This is a genomic window from Kribbella sp. NBC_00709, from assembly GCF_036226565.1.
Classification (GTDB): Bacteria; Actinomycetota; Actinomycetes; order Propionibacteriales; family Kribbellaceae; genus Kribbella.
The window spans coordinates 2,994,354-3,014,535 of record NZ_CP108996.1; the positions used below are offsets into that span (position 1 = coordinate 2,994,354).

19 protein-coding genes are annotated in these 20,182 nt (G+C 68.5%); 9 read left to right on the top strand and 10 right to left on the bottom strand.

All coding sequences use genetic code 11. The features are described 5' to 3' along the window. The first annotated feature begins 43 nt into the window (after window positions 1-43). The 5 genes from arfA to OHA18_RS14785 are packed head-to-tail and all read left to right on the top strand — an operon-like array spanning window position 44 to window position 6,482. Window positions 44-1,531, top strand: coding sequence for an arabinosylfuranosidase ArfA (gene arfA, locus OHA18_RS14765; protein WP_329004643.1), 1,488 nt, complete (start codon window positions 44-46; stop codon window positions 1,529-1,531). 13 nt (window positions 1,532-1,544) lie between these two features. Next, on the top strand, window positions 1,545-3,755 hold the full coding sequence (locus tag OHA18_RS14770) for a family 43 glycosylhydrolase (RefSeq protein WP_329004644.1): 2,211 nt from the start codon (window positions 1,545-1,547) through the stop codon (window positions 3,753-3,755). Further along, window positions 3,756-4,643, top strand: a complete 888-nt coding sequence (locus OHA18_RS14775) for a glycoside hydrolase family 43 protein (protein WP_329004645.1) — start codon at window positions 3,756-3,758, stop codon at window positions 4,641-4,643. A 59-nt stretch (window positions 4,644-4,702) separates the two neighbouring features. Next, a complete protein-coding gene (locus OHA18_RS14780; RefSeq protein WP_329004646.1) occupies window positions 4,703-5,593 on the top strand; it encodes a hypothetical protein in 891 nt (296 codons plus the stop codon). A gap of 10 nt (window positions 5,594-5,603) precedes the next feature. Then, complete coding sequence (locus OHA18_RS14785; protein WP_329006112.1) at window positions 5,604-6,482, top strand: hypothetical protein; 879 nt, start codon at window positions 5,604-5,606, stop codon at window positions 6,480-6,482. Here the strand turns inward: OHA18_RS14785 and pdxR are convergent. After that, window positions 6,469-7,836 (bottom strand): MocR-like pyridoxine biosynthesis transcription factor PdxR, encoded by a 1,368-nt coding sequence (gene pdxR / locus OHA18_RS14790; RefSeq protein ID WP_329004647.1) that lies wholly within the window; start codon window positions 7,834-7,836, stop codon window positions 6,469-6,471. The two genes, OHA18_RS14785 and pdxR, sit on opposite strands and share 14 nt — an antisense overlap. A gap of 69 nt (window positions 7,837-7,905) precedes the next feature. On the opposite strand from pdxR, the gene OHA18_RS14795 reads away from it, so the two are divergent. Beyond that, on the top strand, window positions 7,906-8,586 hold the full coding sequence (locus tag OHA18_RS14795; protein ID WP_329004648.1) for a pyridoxamine 5'-phosphate oxidase family protein: 681 nt from the start codon (window positions 7,906-7,908) through the stop codon (window positions 8,584-8,586). Here OHA18_RS14795 and OHA18_RS14800 read toward each other — a convergent pair. From OHA18_RS14800 to OHA18_RS14815, 4 genes are all read right to left on the bottom strand, one after another. Next, window positions 8,583-9,368: an ABC transporter permease gene (locus OHA18_RS14800; RefSeq protein ID WP_329004649.1), complete on the bottom strand. Its 786-nt coding sequence runs from the start codon at window positions 9,366-9,368 to the stop codon at window positions 8,583-8,585. The genes OHA18_RS14795 and OHA18_RS14800 overlap by 4 nt on opposite strands. Then, window positions 9,365-10,312 carry an ATP-binding cassette domain-containing protein gene (locus tag OHA18_RS14805; protein WP_329004650.1) on the bottom strand — a complete coding sequence of 316 codons (948 nt, stop codon included), beginning with the start codon at window positions 10,310-10,312 and terminating at the stop codon, window positions 9,365-9,367. The genes OHA18_RS14800 and OHA18_RS14805 overlap by 4 nt, the downstream gene beginning before the upstream one ends. 120 nt (window positions 10,313-10,432) lie before the next feature. Beyond that, window positions 10,433-10,957, bottom strand: a complete 525-nt coding sequence (locus OHA18_RS14810; protein ID WP_329004651.1) for an EXLDI protein — start codon at window positions 10,955-10,957, stop codon at window positions 10,433-10,435. Window positions 10,958-11,016: 59 nt separating this feature from the next. Continuing rightward, entirely contained in the window at window positions 11,017-11,631 is a 615-nt protein-coding gene (locus OHA18_RS14815) for a hypothetical protein (RefSeq protein WP_329004652.1), read from the bottom strand. A 59-nt stretch (window positions 11,632-11,690) separates the two neighbouring features. On the opposite strand from OHA18_RS14815, the gene OHA18_RS14820 reads away from it, so the two are divergent. After that, window positions 11,691-12,002, top strand: a complete 312-nt coding sequence (locus OHA18_RS14820; RefSeq protein ID WP_329004653.1) for an Lrp/AsnC ligand binding domain-containing protein — start codon at window positions 11,691-11,693, stop codon at window positions 12,000-12,002. Window positions 12,003-12,161: 159 nt separating this feature from the next. Here OHA18_RS14820 and OHA18_RS14825 read toward each other — a convergent pair whose 3' ends face one another. Continuing rightward, entirely contained in the window at window positions 12,162-12,422 is a 261-nt protein-coding gene (locus OHA18_RS14825) for a cell division protein CrgA (RefSeq protein WP_130445510.1), read from the bottom strand. Window positions 12,423-12,522: 100 nt separating this feature from the next. On the opposite strand from OHA18_RS14825, the gene OHA18_RS14830 reads away from it, so the two are divergent. Both OHA18_RS14830 and OHA18_RS14835 read left to right on the top strand, forming a co-directional pair. Beyond that, the gene (locus OHA18_RS14830) at window positions 12,523-13,293 is read left to right on the top strand and encodes a DUF881 domain-containing protein (RefSeq protein WP_329004654.1); all 771 of its coding nucleotides are present in this window, start codon (window positions 12,523-12,525) and stop codon (window positions 13,291-13,293) included. Between the two features lie 17 nt (window positions 13,294-13,310). Beyond that, the gene (locus tag OHA18_RS14835; RefSeq protein ID WP_329004655.1) at window positions 13,311-13,928 is read left to right on the top strand and encodes an aminodeoxychorismate/anthranilate synthase component II; all 618 of its coding nucleotides are present in this window, start codon (window positions 13,311-13,313) and stop codon (window positions 13,926-13,928) included. A gap of 51 nt (window positions 13,929-13,979) precedes the next feature. Here the strand turns inward: OHA18_RS14835 and pknB are convergent, their stop codons facing one another. The 4 genes from pknB to OHA18_RS14855 form a co-directional block, all read right to left on the bottom strand. Then, window positions 13,980-15,812, bottom strand: a complete 1,833-nt coding sequence (pknB, locus tag OHA18_RS14840) for a Stk1 family PASTA domain-containing Ser/Thr kinase (protein WP_329004656.1) — start codon at window positions 15,810-15,812, stop codon at window positions 13,980-13,982. 121 nt (window positions 15,813-15,933) lie between these two features. Beyond that, window positions 15,934-17,388 (bottom strand): peptidoglycan D,D-transpeptidase FtsI family protein, encoded by a 1,455-nt coding sequence (locus OHA18_RS14845; protein WP_329004657.1) that lies wholly within the window; start codon window positions 17,386-17,388, stop codon window positions 15,934-15,936. Beyond that, window positions 17,385-18,770, bottom strand: coding sequence for an FtsW/RodA/SpoVE family cell cycle protein (locus OHA18_RS14850; RefSeq protein WP_329004658.1), 1,386 nt, complete (start codon window positions 18,768-18,770; stop codon window positions 17,385-17,387). The genes OHA18_RS14845 and OHA18_RS14850 overlap by 4 nt, the downstream gene beginning before the upstream one ends. Beyond that, window positions 18,767-20,176, bottom strand: a complete 1,410-nt coding sequence (locus tag OHA18_RS14855) for a PP2C family protein-serine/threonine phosphatase (RefSeq protein WP_329004659.1) — start codon at window positions 20,174-20,176, stop codon at window positions 18,767-18,769. Before OHA18_RS14855 ends, OHA18_RS14850 begins: the two co-directional genes overlap by 4 nt. Window positions 20,177-20,182: the final 6 nt, after the last annotated feature.

Below are 20,182 nucleotides of genomic sequence, written 5' to 3' on the forward strand. Positions count from 1 at the left end.
AGACATCCACGTTAAACGTTGTAGACCCTCCTGGGGAGGCCTTGTGGCTCGGCTCGTGGTGGACCCGGCGTTCGTGGTCGGTGCGTTGGACCGGCGGGTGTTCGGTTCGTTCGTCGAGCACATGGGGCGTTGCGTCTACACCGGGATCTACGAGCCCGGGCATCCGCGGGCGGACGCGGACGGGTTCCGGGAGGACGTGCTGGAGCTGGTGCGCGAGCTCGGCGTCACCGCGGTCCGCTACCCCGGCGGGAACTTCGTCTCGAACTACGACTGGGAGGACGGCGTCGGGTCGAAGGAGCAGCGGCCTCGGCGGCTCGACCTGGCCTGGCGGGCGATCGAGCCGAACCAGTTCGGCACCGACGAGTTCGTCGCGTGGTCACGCAAGGCCGACGTACAGCCGATCTGGGCGGTGAACCTCGGTACCCGCGGCATCCGCGAAGCCGTCGACCTGCTGCAGTACTGCAACCTCCCGGCCGGCACCGCGCTCAGCGACCTGCGGGTCGCGAACGGCAGCCCGGAGCCGCACGACATCCGGATCTGGTGCCTGGGCAACGAGATGGACGGCCCGTGGCAGATCGGCCACAAGACCGCCGAGGAGTACGCGCGGCTCGCCGAGGAGACCGCGAACGCGATGCGTCGCGTCGAGCCCGGCCTCGAGCTGGTCGCCTGCGGTTCGAGCAACGCCGGCATGCCGACGTTCGGCGAGTGGGAACGCGTCGTCCTCGAGCGCACCTACGACCTGGTCGACCACATCAGCCTGCACGCGTACTACGAACCGCGCGACGGCGACCAGGCGAGCTTCCTGGCCGCCGCCGAGGAGATGGACCGGATGATCTCGTCGGTCATCGCGACCGCCGACCACGTGAAGGCGCTCAAGCGCAGCGACAAGGAGCTGACGCTGTCGTTCGACGAGTGGAACGTCTGGTACCAGGAGCACTTCCCCGGCGAGCTCGGCCTCGGGATCCGTGAAGTCGGCCCGCTGATCGAGGACAGCTACACCGTCGACGCTGCGGTCGTCGTCGGCAGCTTGCTGATCACGCTGCTCCGGCACGCCGACCGGGTGAAGATCGCTTGCCTTGCGCAACTGGTCAACGTGATCGCACCGATCCGCACCGAGCCCGGCGGCCGCGCCTGGCGGCAGACGATCTTCCATCCGTTCGCCCTGACCGCGCGGTACGCCGGTCCGACCGTGCTGCAGACCGCGATCAGCGGCGGACCGGAGATCGACACCGCCGCCTTCGGCCGGATCCCGGCGCTCTGGAGCACAGCGACGTACGACGAGAACACCGGGGAGACCGCGATCTTCGTGGTGAACCGGAGCGAGACCGACAAGATCGATCTGGAGATCCCGGTTGCCGGCCTCCAGGTCGCCGAGCACCTCGCGCTGTACGACGAGGACAGGTCCGCGGTGAACACCGCGGACGACCCGGACCGGGTGACTCCCCGGACCGTGGACGGCACCGAGATCGTCGACGGTGTCTGCACCGCCACGCTGCCTCCCGCTTCGTGGCATCTGATCCGCCTGAGTTGAAGGGACCCGCCCTGTGCCTTCGAAGAGATTGCTCGCCGCAGCACTTGCTGTCGTCGCCCTAGCGGCCGGTATGTCGCCCGCTACCGCGGCGCCGGTCGTGACCACCACCAACCCCGTCACCTCCAGCTTCGCCGACTCGTTCGCCGACCCCTCGATCATCCAGGGCCGCGACGGCTATTGGTACGCGTACGCCACCTCCGACCCACTCGTCGCGAACGGCCCGTTCGGCCTGATGCACATGGCCAGGACCAAGGACTTCAGCTCCTGGGAGTACCTCGGCACGGTCTTCAACGACCAGACCAAGCCCGCCTGGGCCGCGCCCGGGTCGTTCTTCTGGGCCCCGGACATCCGGTACTTCGGCGGCCGGTACGTCATGTACTTCACCGTCACCGACACCACCGCCAACGCGGGTGGTGATCCCGCCATCGGCGTGGCCACCGCACCGACCCCGGCCGGACCGTGGACCGCGACCGACGGCCCGGTCGTGGCGCCGCGGTCCGACGGCAACGGTGGCTATCTCGGCACCATCGACCCGGCCGAACTGACCGCCGCCGACGGCAAGCGGTACCTGTACTACGGCGGCTTCAACGGCGGCATCTCCGTGACGGAACTGAGCGCCGACGGCATGCACGCGGTCGGCGCCCCGACCCAGGTCACGATCGGCGACCGCTACGAAGGCTCGTACGTCGTCTACCGCGACGGCTGGTACTACTTCATGGGCTCGTCGATGAACTGCTGCGCCGGCCCGACCACGGGGTACTCCGTCTTCGCCGGCCGGTCCCGCTCTCCGCGCGGCCCGTTCGTGGACGCCGACGGCGCCAAGCTCACCGACTCCCGCGTCGGCGGTACGACGGTCATCACACAGAACGGCAACAAGTGGATCGGCCCCGGCCACCACGCGTTCATCACCGACGCGGCCGGCCAGGACCACATCGTGTACCACGCGATCGACCGCGGTACGCCGTGGCTGACCGACCCGTTCGGGATCAACCGGCGACCGATGCTGATCGACAACATCGACTGGATCAACGGCTGGCCCCGCACCCGCGCCGGCCTCGGTCCGTCCGAAGGCCCCGTCCCCGCACCGACAACCGGTTCCGGGCTGGGCATCGACTCCACCAACCCGGCCGGAGGTCTGCTCGGCGCAACAGCCAACCCCGGCGACCCGGTCGGCGGCCCGACCGCATCCATCCACGGCACCGCCCGAACCCGCGCATCGGCACCTGGTGGCTCCCTGCGCGTCGAAGCGGACACCCGGCTTGGCTCGTCGTTCACCACCGTCCTGGGCAATCAGGTGGTCGCGACTGTTGCGGACAATCGTCTGACGCTGGCCGTCGGCCGCCGTACGACAGCCGTGAATCTGCCCGCCGACTTCGACCGCACCCAGTGGAACAAGCTGTCGGTGCAGGTCAGCGGATCGACCGTGACAGCACGACTGAATGACGCGGGCCTAGGAGATGTCTATGCGGAGGCGCGTCTGCAGGTGCCAGGTTTGAAGCTGCCTGCCGCGCCTGTGCGGTGGGCGGGTTCGGCCGAGGTGGACAACCTGACCGTACGTCCGGTGGCGAAGCCGGTGACGAAGCCGGCCGCCGTACCGCGGACCGGGAAGCTGCTCGCGGGTGACGACTTCAACGGAGCGCTCGGTGCGGACTGGTCCTGGGTCCGGCAGGACGACAAGGCAACTGTTGCCGATGGCAACCTGAGCTGGCCGCTGGAGAACGCCGACATGGTCGGCAGCGGCAACAACGCCGGCCTGCTGCTGCACGCCACGCCCGCCGGGAAGAGCTGGATCGCCGAGACCAAGCTGCACCTCGACACCGGCACCGACGACGTCCGCAACTACCAGCAGGCGGGCATGATCGTGTACCTGAACGACGACGATTTCGCCCGGCTCGGCGACGTCGCGATCTGGAAGACCCGGCAGACGGAGTACGGGCGCGAGCTGGTGGCGCGGCCGTCGGACGGCGCCACGTCGTACGGCGCGGCCGCGATCGGGCGGACGGCGCCGACGATGTGGATGCGCATCGCGTACCACCAGAACGCTGCCGGCGAGCACGTGTACCAGGCCGGCACGTCGGTCGACGGGAAGAACTGGACCTGGGGCGCGTCCTGGGTGCTCCCGTCCGCCGCTCGCATCGGGCTCTACGCGCACGGCGAGTTCACCGGCGCGAACCCACCGCCGGTCGCAACGTTCGACTACCTGAAGTTCTACGAGAGCAAGTAGATGTTCGCCAATCCGGTGTACGACGGGAGCTTCGCCGATCCGCAGATCATTGCGGTGGGCAACGAATACTACGCGTTCGCGACCAACGGGCCGCTGGGCAACGTGCAGACGCTGACGTCCCGCGACCTGGTGTCGTGGCAGCCGGTCGGTGACGCGCTGCCGTCGTTACCGGATTGGACCAGGCCGCGCACGGTGTGGGCGCCGGAGGTCGCGGTCCACGCGGCGGACCGGTACGTCATGTACTACACGTCGCGCGACACCGCCGTCGATCGGCAGGCGGTCGGTGTCGCGGTGGCGTCCACACCCACAGGTCCATATGTCGACAAATCTCCAATCCCTCTCATCAGTCAGGCTGACGAGGGTGGTTCGATCGACGCGTCGCCGTTCCAGGACTCGACCGGCCGGCGCTGGCTGTACTGGAAGAACGACGGCAACGCGATCGGCGTGGACACCTGGATCTACGTGTCCGAGCTGTCCGACGACGGCCTGACGCTGATCGGTCCCGTGCATCGGATGATCAAGCAGGACCTGCCCTGGGAGGGCAATCTCGTCGAGGCGCCGTACATGGTCGAGCGGAACGGGAAGTTCCACCTCTTCTACTCGGGCAACGCGTTCGACAAGGCGACGTACGCCGTCGGCCACGCACTGTGCGAGTCGCCGACCGGACCGTGCACGAAGTCCGGCGACCCGATCCTGAAGTCGGGCCCGGACGCCGCCGGCCCGGGCCACAACATGGTCCTCGGCAACTGGTTCGTCTACCACGCCTGGGACCCGACCCAGGTCGGCACCGACCCCAAGGGCCGCACAATGTGGCTCTCCCACCTGACCTGGAACGGCGACACCCCGGTCGTCCAGCCGCCGCTGCGAAACAACCCGCTCGATCCCTAACCTTTCCGGTCCTGCCCGCATCAGGTTCTTTGGATGAACCAGATCTGGGAGGGATCGTGATGCGACGCACTGTTGTCTCCAGCCTGGCGGTCGCGGTCGCGCTGACCGCCACGGCGTTCGTGCCATCGGCGCACGCCGTGGGCTCCGCCACGACCGAGGCTTGTTGGATGAATCCAGGGTCGGTCACCGCCAAGGGGGTGCAGACCGGGTTCAAGATCACTGCCGGCACGCCGCCGACGATGACCACTCCCAGCAGCGACAGCCCAGCTGTCTTCCCGGCGGGGAAGGTTCGGTTGAGCTCCTCGTTCGAGGTGGAGCCCAGCGTGGCCGGTGCGGATCACTCCGGCTATGTGGCGGAGGGCGACTCGCTGTACAGCCGGTACTACAACTTCAACGAGGGCACCGACATCACGACCCGGATCGGCGGTGGCTGGACGAACTTCACCGCGCTCGAGGTCGCGCACTTCGAGCAGGGTAAGACGTTCCACTGGAACGCCTACGGGCTGCGCAATGACGGGACGTTGTTCCGCTGGACGGTCGGCACCGGTTGGCGGAGTACCGGATCGGCGACCGGGTTCGGGTCGGTGAAGTCGATGGCGCTGATCAGCAAGACGGCGACGTACGACACGCTCCTCGCGAACACCCGCAGCGGTGCGCTCTACACGATCCGCATCCCGGTCTCGTCGCCGATGAAGCCGATCGTCACCAAGGTCCGGCCCGGTACCTGGCAGGGCTTCGAGACGCTGATCGCGCAGAAGTGCGGCAACTACGGAACGCTGCTGCTCGGGATCGACAAGGACACCGGCTCCGGTTACCTGTACGCCGTCGGGCACGCCAACGGCGCGTCGACGGTGATCAACAGCCTGGGCAAGGTCACCGGCACCTTCCCGGACCCGGTGTACTTCCGCTGGGGTCCGGTCTTCTACCTCGACCCACTGAACGGAGACTGACGTGCGGATCATGCCCTTCCTGGCCGGCGCGACCCTGCTCGCCACCGCGGCGGTCGCAACGCCGCCGGCCCAGGCCGCGACTACCGCGGCCTGCTCGCTACAACCGGGTTCGGTGCTCGACAGCGGAGCACAGGACAACGGCGGGATCACCGTGGGCTACCCGGCCCGCAACGTCGGGCTGCCCGGACCCATCTTCGGCGTCTTCGCGCCGGGAGCAGTCCGGCTCAGTACGACGTTCACCAGCGACGCGTCCAATCTGGGCGCCACGAACGCAGGCTGGGTGGTGCAGGGCGACTCCCTGTACTACCGCGAGTACTCGATCGACACCATGAACGAGCCGGTCCCGGGCCTGCCGAACGTCACGCAGCGGGTCGGTGGCGGCTGGTCGAACTTCACCGCGGTGGAGGTGTCCCAGACCAGCGCCCGTACGACGGCGTACGGGCTGCGCAACGACGGCACGCTGTTCCGCTGGAGTGTCGGTGGGGGATGGAAGGCGACCGGTTCCGCGACCGGGTTCGCGGCGGTGAAGTCGATGGCGTTGATCAGCAAGACGGCGACGTACGACACCTTCCTCGCGAACACCCGGGGCGGCGCGCTGTACACGATCCACATTCCGGCCGCAGCGCCGATGAAGCCGATCGTCAAGCCGGTCCGCACCAAGACGTGGCAGGGTTTCGAGAAGCTGCTCGCAAGCAAGTGCGGTCAGTACGGGACGCTGCTCGTCGGCATCGACAAGGACACCCGGACCGCCCACTGGTACGCCGTTGGCCGCGCCAACGGTACTGCCACCGTGATCAACCACGTCAGCTCGTCCGCGGGCAGCTACAAGGCCCCGGTGTACTTCCGCTGGGGCAGCACGCCTGACATCGACCCGCTCAACGGCGAGTAAGGACCTCGGTCAGGATCGTCAGGGCGCGATGCAGATCGGACGTCGACGGAGTCGCGTAGCCGATCACCAGCCCTGGCGGTCCCGACACGGAACGCCGGTACTCCGAGAGCGGCGCGACCACGACACCGGCCGCACGCGCCGCGGCGGCGATCCGCCGATCGTCGGCGTCGTCAGGCAGCAGCAGCGTGACGTGCAGTCCGGCGTCCTGGCCGATGACCTGACCGTACGGCGACAGCTCGGCGACGGTGTGGGTACGGCGATCCGCGTACAACCGGCGCCCGCGGCGTACCGCCAGATCGATGTAGCCGTCGCGGAGCATGGCGAGCATCGCGGCCTGCATCGGCCAGCCGGGCCAGTCGCCGGAGCTGGCGCGGAACGCGGCCAGGCGATCGACCATCTCCTCGGATGCGACCAGCCAGCCGAGTCGGAGCGCGGGGCTGATCGTCTTCGACAGCGTTCCCAGGTGGACGACGCGCTCCAGGTCCAGTTGGGCGAGCGCGGGCAGCGGCGCGACGTCGTACCGGAACTCGCTGTCGTAGTCGTCCTCGATCAGCAGCGCGTCGGTGCGGCGCGCCCAGCGGATCAGTTCGTTGCGGCGGGCAACAGGTAGCCGGCCGCCGAGCGGGTACTGGTGGGACGGCGTGACGTAGACCGCGGCCGCGTCGGCCGTCAGCGCGCCGACCTGCAGCCCGTCCTCGTCGACCGGGACGTCGACGATCTCGAGCCGATGGTCGCGCGCGGCGACGACCGCGTTGATGTAGCCGGGGTCCTCGATCGCGATCCGGTCGCCGGGCTGACGGGTGACGGTCAGCAGCAGGCGGAGGCCGTGGACGGTCCCGTTGGTGACGAGCACGTTCTCCGGTCCGCAGGCGATCCCGCGGACCCGGGCGACGTGGTCGGCGAGCGCGGAGCGGAGTGCGGGCAGTCCGGCCGCGTCGTCGTACCCGCCGGGTGGGGACTGGGCGGACACCTCACGCCAGGCGCGGCGCCAGCCGGGGTCGGGCGTCGGGGCGATGTACGGGATGCCCGGGCGGAGCGTCAGCAGCTTCGCGTCCGGGTTCGGCGGGTGTGGTGTGCGGCGCCGTACGGCGGGTTGCAGCGGGACGACGTCCGTGACGAAGGTGCCGGCGCCGGTGCGGCCCTCGATCCAGCCCTCGGCGTGCAGCTGGTCGTACGCCGCCTGCGTGACGGACCGCGAGACGGACAGGTCACGGGCGAGGTCGCGGGTCGACGGAAGCCGGTGGCCGGCCTGGAGCCGACCGTCCAGCACAGCGGCCCGGACCTGCTCCGCCAGCTGCAGGTGCAGCGGGAGCCCGGTGGTGCGGTCGATGGTCAGCGGGAGCGAGCTCTCCACGAATGGACTACCTGATTCGTACGGGAATGGACCGTGCCAGCATGCCACTCCTCAGCTGAACCTAGTTACATGACCACTACCCCGCTGCAGCCGACCGATCGGACCTCACTCCGCCGCTCGAAGGAGCGCGCTGCCACCGACCGGCAGGCGTTGTACGACGTCCTGTACGACGGGATGTTCTGCCACCTGGGCGTCGTGGTCGACGGCGATCCGCTCGTACTGCCGACGGCATACGGCGTGGATCTGGACCGCGGCCCGGACGGGACGCTGTACCTGCACGGCTCGGTCGCCGCCCGCAGCGTGGTGGCGGCGCCGGAGCAGACCATCTGCGTCACCATCACGCACACCGAGGGCCTGGTGCTGGCGCGGTCCGCGTTCCACCACTCGGTGAACTACCGGTCCGCTGTCATCTTCGGCGTACCGCGGCTCATCACCGACCTCGATGAGAAGCTGCACGGTCTCAACCGGATCGTCGACCACCTGGTGCCCGGTCGGTCGACCGCCGTACGACCGCCGAACCGCAAGGAGCTGGCCAAGACGTCGGTGCTCGCTCTCTCGCTCACCGAAGCCTCGGTGAAGACTCGCTCCGGCCCGGCCAATGACGACGAGCAGGACCTCGGACTGCCCTACTGGACAGGCGTGATCCCGCTCCACGTCATCGCCGGCGAACCGGAGAACAACCCTGACTGCGACCTGCTGATCCCCGCCCACGTCCGCACCCGCGCGAGCCTGCTGGGCGCGCCTTCCTAGGCAACCGTGCCCTTGTTGTAGTTCTTCTGCGCCCAGAAGTAGCCGACCACCGCGATCGCCAGGCACCAGGCCAGGGCCAGCCAGCCGTCGCCGCCGTCCATCGGCGTACCGAGCAGCAGATGGCGCAAGGTGTCGATGATCGGGGTGAACGGCTGGTACTCCGCGAACCACCGGATCCCGCTCGGCATCGCGTCCAGCGGGATGAACGTGTCGCTGAGGAAGGGCAGCAGCAGGCTGATCGGCAGGACGATGTTGCTCGCGCTCTCCGGCGTCTTGCTGGTCAGTCCGAGCGCGATCGCGAACCAGGTCAGGGCGACGGTCACCGCGATCAGCAACCCGGCCGCGAGCAGCCAGTCGCCGGCCGACGCGTTCGGGCGGAACCCGATCAGGACGGCGAAGCCGACCACCAGGGCCAGGCTCGCGATCGTCAGGATCACGTTGCCCAGCACATGCCCGGTCAGCACCGCCGGCCGGAAGATCGCCATCGTCCGGAACCTCGCCACGATCCCTTCGGTCATATCCATGCAGACCGCGACCGCGGGCGACATCGTGCCGGAGGCGATCGACATCAGCAGGATGCCCGGGGTGAGGAAATTGATGTAGTCGCCCCGCCCGCCTCCGCCGCCGAGACCGGCCGAGAAGGTGTCGCCGAAGATCAGGCCGAACAGCAGGATCATGATGACCGGCATCCCGAGGGCACCGAGGGACAGGCCCGGGTACCGCTGGGCGTGCCGCAGGTTGCGGCGGAGCATCGTGCCGGTGTCTTGGAGTGCGTAGCTCATTGTGCGTTCACTTCCTCGTGAGCGGTGGGCTGACCGGTGACGGCGAAGAACACGTCATCCAGGTCGGGGGTGTGGACGGTCAGCTCGTCGACCTCGAGCGAGGCGTCGTCGATCTGCGCCAGCAGAGCGCGCAAGGCGTGCACGCTGCCGTCGTTCGGTACCTGCAGGACGAGCGACTCCTGATTCGGTACTGCGGTCGGCAGCACCTGTCCCGCCAGCGAGAACGCGTCCGGCGAGGTGAAGCGGAGCCGGATGTGCCCGCCTGGTGCGAGCCGCTTGAGCTCCTCCGCCGTACCTTGCGCGACCAGTCGCCCGTGGTCGAGGACGGCGATCCGGTCGGCCAGCTGGTCGGCCTCGTCCAGGTACTGCGTGGTGAGCAGGACCGTGACGCCGCTGGCGACCAGTTCGCGGATCATCGTCCACATGCTGTGCCGGCTGCGTGGGTCGAGGCCGGTCGTCGGCTCGTCCAGGAAGATGATCCGTGGGCGGCCGACCAGCGTCATGGCCAGATCGAGCCGGCGCTTCATGCCGCCGGAGTACGTCATCGCCAGTTTCTTGCCGGCCTCCACCAGGTCGAACTGCTCCAGCAGCTCGTCCGCCCGGACCCGGGCCTCCTGCTTGCCGAGGTGGTAAAGGTCGGCCATCAGGATCAGGTTCTCGCGGCCGGTCATCAGGCCGTCGACCGCGGAGAACTGGCCGGTGACGCCGATCGAGGCGCGGACCGCCTCGGGGTTCTGGTGCAGGTCGTGGCCGGCCACCCGGATCTCGCCGGCGTCGGCGGTGACGAGCGTGGACAGGATCTGCACCGCGGTGGTCTTGCCGGCGCCGTTCGGGCCGAGCAGGGAAAAGATGGTGCCTTCGGCAACGTTCAGGTCGATGCCGTCGAGCACGAGTTTCTCGCCGTAGGACTTACGCAGTCCGATGACGTCGATCGCAGCTGACATGACTGTTCCTCGGTTGTTTTCGAGCAGGCCGAACCTGCCCCAGATGGCTAAGGGCTTGTTTCCAGGCGTGCTTGTCCGCCCGGCCGACCGAGCGGTCGCCGGTATCAGTTGTTCCGGGAGTTAGATGTCGAGGTCCTCGACTGCCGGTTGGTTGGCGGCTTCCTCGACCAGTTCGTAGAGGTCTTCGGGGATCAGCTCACGGAGCTCCTCGACCGTTTCCACGATGTGCAGGGTGGCCTCGCCCTGCGCCATGCTCCAGGACTGGTCGCTGCTCCAGTTGCCGATCCAGGAGCGCCAACCGGTCAGGTAGCGCTCGTCGTCACCGTTGACAGTGAACTGGCTGCGGCGATCGGCGTGCAGGACGAACTTGCCGGTCCGGCTCCGGTAGACCTTGAAGGCCTCGTACCCGGTGCTGCTCGACCGGCCGCCCTCCGCGAGCAGTACGCCGGAGAACCGCTGCTTGCGGCCGGTGCCCCGGCCCACCCGCACGGTGATCTCGTCGTACCCCTCGAACCGGCCTTCTTCCAGCTCGACGTACCTCCGCAGGGCGATCGAGATCGCCGAGGACAGGTTGCCGGCGAGCTCCTGCGCCTTCTTGTACAGCGGCAGGTCGTCGTCGGACACGTAGATCGTCTTGTTCGGCATCTTGTCTCCTCCTACGTAGAACTATACGCAGACGGCTACGTAGATGTCTACATACATCTCTACGTAGATGCAGGTGAGTACAGCCAGGGCCTGGTCAGGTCGAAGTACTCCGGCGGCTCGGCGTCCAACGCGTTGAGCTCGTCGACCTCCGCCTTCAGCTCGGCCGGCGGCTCCTTGAGCTCGCCTTCGCGGGCTGCCGCCTCGGAGGTGAAGTAGAACGCCGTGGTGAAGGCGCCGTCGTCGTACAGCGAGAGAACGTTGCCGATGAGATCGGGCCGGAACCCCGCCCACGCGTCGGAGCCCTGACTCATCAGGCTCCGGACGCGATCGGGATCCGAGGTGCGGCCGCGGATGATCTGGACGAACCCGGCCGTGTCCGGATCGCCGGCCAGTGTCACGGTCACGTCCTCGGTGTCGCGGAAGGCGGCCTCGGCGCTGAGCAGCGACGAGAACTCGTGCCACCACTTGTCCTGAGCCGGCGACTCGCTGTTGCGCCGCGCGGAGTCGGCGGAGTCGAAGCGCGCCAGTGCGATGAACCTGCCGTCCGCGGTGACGCCGGCGGTGGTCCCCACCCAGCCGGGCGCCTCAGGCGCGAGTTCTTCCATCCACCGATCCATCGCGGCGTGCGCCTGCGCGGCGTCGGTGAGCTGTCCCTGGATGACCTGTACGAACATGGTGCGACCCTCCCGGTCTCCCCAGGTCGCTACGGCTGTTTCGACAGTACGCCCGCCTGTTGCACACGGGCGAGCATCAGGATGCTCGCGAGGACGCCGGTAATACCGAGGGTGATCAGACGGGGGTTGAGGATCTGCGGCAGGTACTGCGGGAGCTCGAGCGGGGTGGGGTGATCTCCGGCATCCCGGAGGTGGTGCACGCGGAGCGGCTGTTCGGCGAGCCGGACTGCTTCGTCCGGGTGGCGACAGCGGACATCGCGACCTTCCAGCGGCTGCGCGACGAGCGGCTGGCACGGCTGCCGGGTGTCCAGCGGATGACGTCGACGATCGTCATGAAGAAGGTCGTGGACAACCGGCCGCTGCCGACGTGAACAATGTGGAAACTCATCCGCTCAAACCTGAGTTATCCACAGATTTGACCCCTTTTGGACCGATTTTCGTGGAGAACTAACGCCCACCTTGGGGATAACTCCCCGGAATCGGTGTGCACAACTGGGGATACGGATGTGGATAACCCAGCAGAACCTGGGTCAGACCCACTGCGTGGAGACGACGAAGCCGACGGCGATCAGGCCCATTCCGATCAGCAGGTTCCAGTTGCCGAGGTCCTTCATCACCGGGATGTCCTGGCCGGCCACGTAGAAGACGACCAGCCAGGCGAGTCCGAGCAGCCAGCAGAACAGCATCAGCGGCGCGACCCACACGCGGCTGGTGGTGCGCGGCCTCTTGGGGGTCTTCTCGACCTTGACCTTCTCGGTCTTCTTCTTGTTGCGACTGCTCGACTCGGGCACGACTGAACTCCTTGTAAGGACGGACGCATAAGCTGACCGCTACGACCTGTGCGGGTCGGTCCGGGTTAGCGTAGTGCAGACAGCAACATGGAGATCACTGGTGCGTAGGTTCAGGCGGATTTCGCTGTGGCGCGTGGGTGCGCCGCTGGCGCTGCTGTGCGCCGGTCTGCTGTTCGCGACCAGTGCCACCAACGCCCGGGGCACAGACCTGCGGCCCAGTCGCAACACTACGCTCGCCGGCCTGGTGGAGGAACAGAGCCGCCGCAGCGCGAGCCTGGTCCGGCAGCACGCGGCGCTGACCCACGACATCGAGGCGCTGCAGGCGCAGCAGGGATCGATCGACCCGAAGCTGGCCAAGCAGTTCGAGGACCTGTCCGAGCAGGTCGGCACCCGTCCGGTCGTCGGTCCCGGGCTCAGCGTGACGCTGCGCGACGCCCCGCCCGAGGTGGTCAAGGAGAACCCGGACGTCGACGAGAACTGGCTGGTCATCCACCAGCAGGACATCCAGGCCGTGGTGAACGCGCTCTGGGCCGGCGGCGCCGAGGCGATGACGATCCAGAACCAGCGTGTCATCTCCACCACCGGGGTCAAGTGCGTCGGCAACTCCGTCGTACTGCACGGCGTGCCGTACCTGCCGCCGTACACGATCACCGCGATCGGTGACCGGCGGAAGCTGCAGAAAGCGCTCGACGACTCGCAGTACATCGAGAACCTGCAGGACTATGTCGTGAAGTTCCAGCTCGGGTACGACGTGAAGAACGAGTCCTCGATCTCGATGCCGGCCTACGAAGGCACCCTGGACCTCCAGAGCGCGACCGTGCCCGGTTACCCACAGACCCCGTCGGCCAGCCCGTCGGTCACCGGCCGGTAGCTGTCACAATGGTCCGCATGCCGCGGATCCTTGTCGTCGACAACTACGACTCCTTCGTCTACAACCTGGTGCAGTACCTGCAGCAACTGCAGGCCGACACCACAGTGCTGCGCAACGACGAGGTCACACCCGACCAGGCCGGTGAGTACGACGGCGTCCTGCTCTCCCCCGGTCCTGGTACCCCGGAAGAAGCCGGCGCCTGTGTGGACATCGTGAAGGAGAAGGGCGCACACGTCCCGATCTTCGGGGTCTGCCTCGGTCTCCAGGCGATCGGCGTCGCGTACGGCGGTGTCGTCGGCCGCGCGGACGAGCTCCTGCACGGCAAGACCAGCCAGGTGTTCCACGAGGGCGCCGGCGTACTCTCCGGACTCCCGTCGCCGTTCACCGCGACCCGGTACCACTCGCTCGCGATCGCGCAGGACACCGTGCCGGACGAGCTGCAGGTGACCGCCCGGACCGAGGCCGGCGTCATCATGGCCGCGCGGCACCGCGACCTCCCGGTGGAAGGCGTGCAGTTCCACCCGGAGTCGGTGCTGACCGAGGGCGGTCACCGGATGCTCGCCAACTGGCTCGCGATCTGCGGTGACCAGGACGCGGTCGCGCGCTCTGCCGGTCTGGCCCCGGTCGTCAGCTGACCTCGTCAACGACGGAACCCCCGGAGCAGTCGCTCCGGGGGTTCCGTTGTCTCATCCGCCGATCGTGATGCCCGGCGAGCTCGGGTTGTCCGTCGGTGTGTCCGTCGGCTGGCTCGGCGGCGGGGTCGGTTCCTGCGGGTTGTTGACCGTCAGCGTGACCGTGGTGCCCTTCGGCTTCTTGGTGCCGCCCGGGATACTCTGCGCGAGCACGATGCCGTCCGGCGAGTTCGGGTCATTTCCGTACTTGTACCCGACCTGGAAGCCGAGATCCTTCAACTGCTTGGCCGCGTCGTCGGCCGGAACGGTCACGACGTTCGGAACCTCGACGTTCGTGACGCCGCTGGATACCGTCAGCGTGAACTCCTGACCCGACGGGTACTGCCCGTTCGGGTCCGGGCTGACCGCGAGCACGGTGCCCTTCTTCTCGTCGCTGTCCTGCTCGACGACCTTGTCCTTGACCTTGAAGTTCGCGGAGGTGCCTTCGAGCGCCTTGCGGGCCGCGGACTCCGACTTGCCGATCACGTCCGGCACCGGGAACGCACTCCGTCCGGACGAGAACACCACGGTGACCGTCGAACCCTGCTCGGCCTCCGTGCCCGCGGTCGGCGTCTGCCGGATCGCGGAGCCGCGGCCGACCGTGTCGCTGGTCTCCGACGGTCCCTGCGCGAACGTCAGACCCTTGTCGGAGAGCAGCGCGGTCGCGTCGGCCACCGACTTGCCGCTGACGTCCGGTACGGCGACCTTCGCCACCGGGGTGTTGGTCGCCCCGCCGCCGGCGTTGTTGTCCTTGTTCATGTTCGAGAACAGCGCGTACGCCCCGACCGCGATCGCCACGATCGCCAGGCCGAGCAGGAAGTAGGCCAGACCGCGGTTGCGCCGCGACCGGCTGTCGTCCTCCTCGTCCAGCTCGTCGCCGCCCGGCGGGAGAATGTCGTTCCCCGAGGTCTGACGGTAGGTCTGCGTGGCAGCGGCGGCCGTGGTCGGCGCCATCGCCCGGGTCTCGGCGACCGCCGACATCGGCGCGGTCACCTGCTGGCCGGCCAGCACCCGGTGGATGTCGGCCCGCATCTCGGACGCGCTCTGGTACCGCTCCTCGCGGTTCTTCGCCAGCGCCTTCAGGACGACGGCGTCGACCTCCGGCGGGATGTCCGGGTCGAACGACGACGGCGGCAGCGGCTGCTCCCGGACGTGCTGGTAGGCCACCGACACCGGCGACTCGCCGACGAACGGCGGCCGCCCGGTGAGCAGTTCGTACAGCAGGCAACCGGTCGAGTACAGGTCGGAGCGGGCGTCGACGGTCTCGCCGCGGGCCTGCTCCGGGGACAGGTACTGCGCGGTGCCGATCACGGCCGCGGTCTGGGTCATCGTGGAGGACGTGTCGGCGACCGCGCGGGCGATGCCGAAGTCCATCACCTTGACCTGGCCCTGCGGGGTCAGCATCACGTTCCCGGGCTTGATGTCGCGGTGCACGATGCCGGCCCGATGGCTGTAGTCGAGCGCCTCGAGCACACCGGAGGTGATCTCCAGGGCACGCTCCGGCATGATCTTGCGGCCCTCGCGGATCAGGTCCCGCAGCGTCTTGCCGGTCACCAGCTCCATCACGATGTACGGGATGGTGACGCCGGATCCGTTCGGGTCGGGCTCCTCGCCGGTGTCGTACACCGACACGATGGTCGGGTGGTTCAGCGAGGCGGCCGACTGGGCCTCCCGGCGGAATCTGGCCTGGAAGGTGGCGTCACTGGCCAGATCGACCCGCAGCCGCTTGATTGCGACGGACCGGCCGAGCCGGTTGTCCACACCCCTGCGGACCTCGGCCATGCCGCCGCGGCCGAGCGGTTCGCCTTCTTCGTATCGGCCGCCGACGAGACGTGCCTGCGATGTCATGACTCAGCCTTCCAACCTGTCTGTGAACGCACACAAAAAACACACTCAATCTGCCCACGGTAGCGGCCGCTACACAGGGAACCCCGTCGGAAAGACCCACGGTCATCATTCCGTATCGCGCTCATTGGCCCAGCACCGCCTCCATCACCGACTTGGCGATCGGCGCGGCCAGTTTGCCGCCGGCGATGTCGTCACGGGCGATGTCGGCCTTCTCGATCAGCACCGCCACGGCGATCTTCGGGTCGTCGGCCGGCGCGAAGGCGGTGAACCAGGCGAACGGCGGCCGGTCCTTGGCCGTCTGCGCCGTACCGGTCTTGCCGGCCACCTGGACGCCGCTGATCTGGCCCGGCTTGCCGGTGCCGTTGTTGACGACGTCGACCATCATCGCGGTCAGCTGGGCGGCGACCTGCGGGGTGACGGCCTGGTGCAGCGACTCCGGCTTGGTCTCCGAGACCGTCTTCAGGTCCGGGGTCTTCACGCTCTGCACCAGGTAGGGCTTCATCACCTCGCCTTTGTTCGCGATCCCGGCCGCGACCATCGCCATCTGCAGCGGGGTCGCCCGGACGTCGAACTGGCCGATCGCGGACTGCGCGGTCTGCGGCTCGTTCGGGTCGCCGGGGAACTGGCTGGTGGCCACGCTCGGCAGCTCGGCCAGCGGTCGCGCGCCGAAGCCGAACTTGGCGGCCTGCTCGCGCAGCGCGTCCGGCCCGAGCGCGAGGCCGACACTGCCGTACGCCGTGTTGCAGGAGTATCGCAGCGCGATCGTCAGCGTCGCCGTGTTGCTGCCGCCGCAGTTCTTGCCGTCCTCGTTCACCAGCGGGACGGTGGTCTGCGGGAGCACCAGCTCGGCCGGCGAGTTCACCTTGGTCTCCGGCGTGTACTTGCCGCTGGACAATGCGGCGGCAGCGGTCACCAGCTTGAACGTCGAGCCCGGCGGATACAGCTCCTGGGCCGCGCGGTTCGACAGCGGGCGGTCCTTGTCCTCGTTCAGGCTCTTCCAGGCGGCGTCGACCTTCGCGCTGTCGTGCGAGGCGAGCCGGTTCGGGTCGTACGACGGCGTGGTCGCCATCGCCAGGATCCGGCCGGTCTTCGGCTCGATCGCCACCACCGCGCCGGTCTTGGACCCCAGACCCTTGTACGCCGCCTGCTGCGCCGCCGCGTTCAGCGTCAGCGTGACGCTGCCGCCCTGCTGGGGCCGGTTGCTGATCACGTCGATGATCCGGCGGAACGCCATCGACGGGTCCGAGCCGTTCAGCTCGGAGTTCATCGTCAGCTCGATCCCGCCGCGGCCGAACCGGTACGAGTAGAAGCCGGTGACCGGCGCGTACACCGGGCCGGACGGATAGGTGCGCTGGTACTTGAACCGGTCGTTGGACGGTTTGCTCTGCGCCACCGGCGTACTGCCGATCAGGATCGGGCCGCGGTTCACCGAGAACTGCGAGTCGCGGACCCGGTTGTTGTCGTTGCGGCCGTTGATCTCGTTCGCCCGGAAGGCCTGCAGGTACGTCGAGTTCGCCATCAGCGCGAGCATCAGGATCATCGCCGCCACGGCCAGTCGTCGGATCGCCGAGTTCATGCCTTCTGCACCGCCATCGCGATCGTTTCGTCGGACACGGGAGCGGCCGGGGTCTGCGGCCGCCGGGCCTGGTCGCTGATCCGCAGCAGCAGGGCGATGATCGCCCAGTTCGCCACCAGCGACGTACCACCGAGGGCCATGAACGGCGTGGCCAGACCGGTCAGCGGGATCAGCCCGGTCACCCCGCCGACGATCACGAACACCTGCAGCGCGAACGACATCGCCAGACCGGTCGCGATCAGCTTGCCGAAGATGTCGCGGCAGCCGAGCGCGGTCCGCAGGCCGCGTTCGATGATCAGGGTGTAGATCAGGATGATCGCGATCAGCCCGGTCAGGCCCAGCTCCTCGGCCATCGACGAGATGATCATGTCGCTGTTCGCGTAGAGCGTGGCCTCCGGGTGGCCCTGGCCGAGGCCGCGGCCGAGGATGCCGCCCCAGGCCTGGCCCATCAGCCCGAGCTTCACCTGGCCTCCGTCGATCGCCCACGGATCCAGCCAGTCGGTGACCCGGCGGTGCACGTGACCGAACGACAGGTACGCGAAGTACGCGCCGCCGATGAACAGCAGGCCACCGATGATCAGCCAGCCGGCCCGCTCGGTGGACACGTACAGCAGGAACAGGAACAGGCCGAAGAACAGCAGCGAGGAACCCAGGTCGCTCTCGAAGACCAGGACGCCCAGGCTGACCAGCCAGGCGACCAGGATCGGGCCGAGGTCGCGGGCCCGCGGCAGGTCGAGGCCGAGGAACCGGCGTCCGGCCAGCGTCAGTACGTCGCGCTTCACCACCAGGTACCCGGCGAAGAAGATCACCAGGCAGACCTTGGCGAACTCGCCGGGCTGGAACGACATCCCGGCGACCCGGATCCAGATCGGCGCGCCGTTGACGTTGGCGCCCAGGCCGGGGACCAGCGGCAGGATGAGCAGCACGATCCCGGCCAGGCCGAGGCTGTAGGTGAACGCCTGCAGCCGGCGGTGGTCGCGGACCACGATGATCACCGCGAGGAACAGCACGACGCCGACCGCGGTCCAGGTGATCTGCTGCGGCGCGAACGGAACCCCCTTGGTCCGGCCGATTGCGGTCAGCCCGAGGTCGACGCGGTGGATCATCGCGACGCCGAGCCCGTTCAGCAGGACGGCGCACGGGAGGATGACGGGGTCCGCGTACGGCGCACGGAACCGCAGCGCCAGGTGCGCGATCACGGCCAGCAGGCTGATGCCGGCGGCGTAGTACCCGGTGCTGGCCGGGACCTCGTTCTGGACGGTGACGCCGATGTTCACGTACGCCGCGACCGAGACGCCGACCGCGATCACGAGCAGCAGCAACTCCACCCCACGCCGGGTGCGCGGGATGATCTGAATGACCGACGTAGACGCGATGCTCATCGGACTCCGTCGCAGTCGTCCGGGCTGCCCGGCGTCGCCGTACCGCCCGGGCTGGTCGGAGTCGTCGACGGGTGCACGGTCGGTGTCGTGACCGGTGGCTTGGAGACGGGCGGCTTCGACACGGGCGGTGTCGACACCGGCGTACTCGGCTTCGGCGTGGGAGTCGGCGTCGGCTTGACCCTGGCGGCGCACTCGGTCGCGGTCTGCTGCAGCTCGGCGACGATCGAGCGGGCGCCGGCCAGGTTGTCCGCCTGGATGTTGCCCTCCACCTGTTCCCGGCTGTACGTCGGGAGCTTGTCGACCTGCAGCGACTGCCGCTCGAACACCTTCGACAGCGTCAGCCCCGGAAGATCCGCCTCGACGCCCTTGAAGATCGCCACGTAGTCGCCGTCGCTGCCGACGTAGTACTGCTTCTGGGTCCAGCTGTACGCGAACCAGCCACCGCCGCCGATCAGACCCAGGATCACCACGAGGACAGCGATCCGCCGCAGCCACGGGAACCGCTTCGGCGGGCGTGGGGCGTACCGCAGCTCCTCCGGGTCGAGCGCCGCGCCGTGGCCACCGCCGCCGTGACCTCCGCTGCCGCCGGTGCGGATCGCGACCGTCGGCTCACCGCGCCCGGTGCTGCCCTGGGCGAGCTCGGCGGCCGCGCCGACCAGCTGCGGCTGCGTGCCGCTCGCGGGGTCGGTCTCGACGACATCCGCGACCACACAGGTGACGTTGTCGTTCGAGCCGGCCTCGAGCGCGTGCGTGATCAGCTCGACGACGACGGAGTCCGGAGTACCGGAGGCCATCGAGGCGGCGATCACATCGTCGCTCACGTAGTCCGGGAGGCCGTCGCTGCACAGCATCAGCCGGTCGCCGGCCTGGACGTCGAGAATGCTCAGGTCCGGATCGGAGTCCGGGCGGCCGTCGAGCACCCGCAGGATCAGGTTGCGGTGCGGGTGGGTGAAGGCCTCCTCCTGGGAGATCCGGCCCTCGTCGACCAGCGACTGCACGAAGGTGTGGTCGTGGCTCAGCTGGTACAGCCGGCCGTCCCGCATCCGGTACGCGCGGGAGTCGCCCAGGTGCGCCATGCCGAGCTGCTTACCGTCGAACATCAGCGCGGTGACGGTCGAACCCATGCCCTCGCGCTCGGGGTCCTCCTCGACCAGCTCCGAGAGCCGCTCGTTGGCCCGGTGGACGGCGCCGGCCAGCGCCTCGATCATGTCCTCGCCGCTGATGTCCGCGGTGTCCAGCCGCCGGATCACCTGGACCGCCGCCGAGCTGGCCACTTCACCGGCCGCGGCGCCGCCCATTCCGTCCGCGAGCAGCAGCAGGTGCGGACCGGCGTACGCCGAGTCCTCGTTGTTGCGGCGCACCCGTCCGACGTCGGACAGTGTGGCGTAGTCGAGCGACAGGGTCATCGAGGC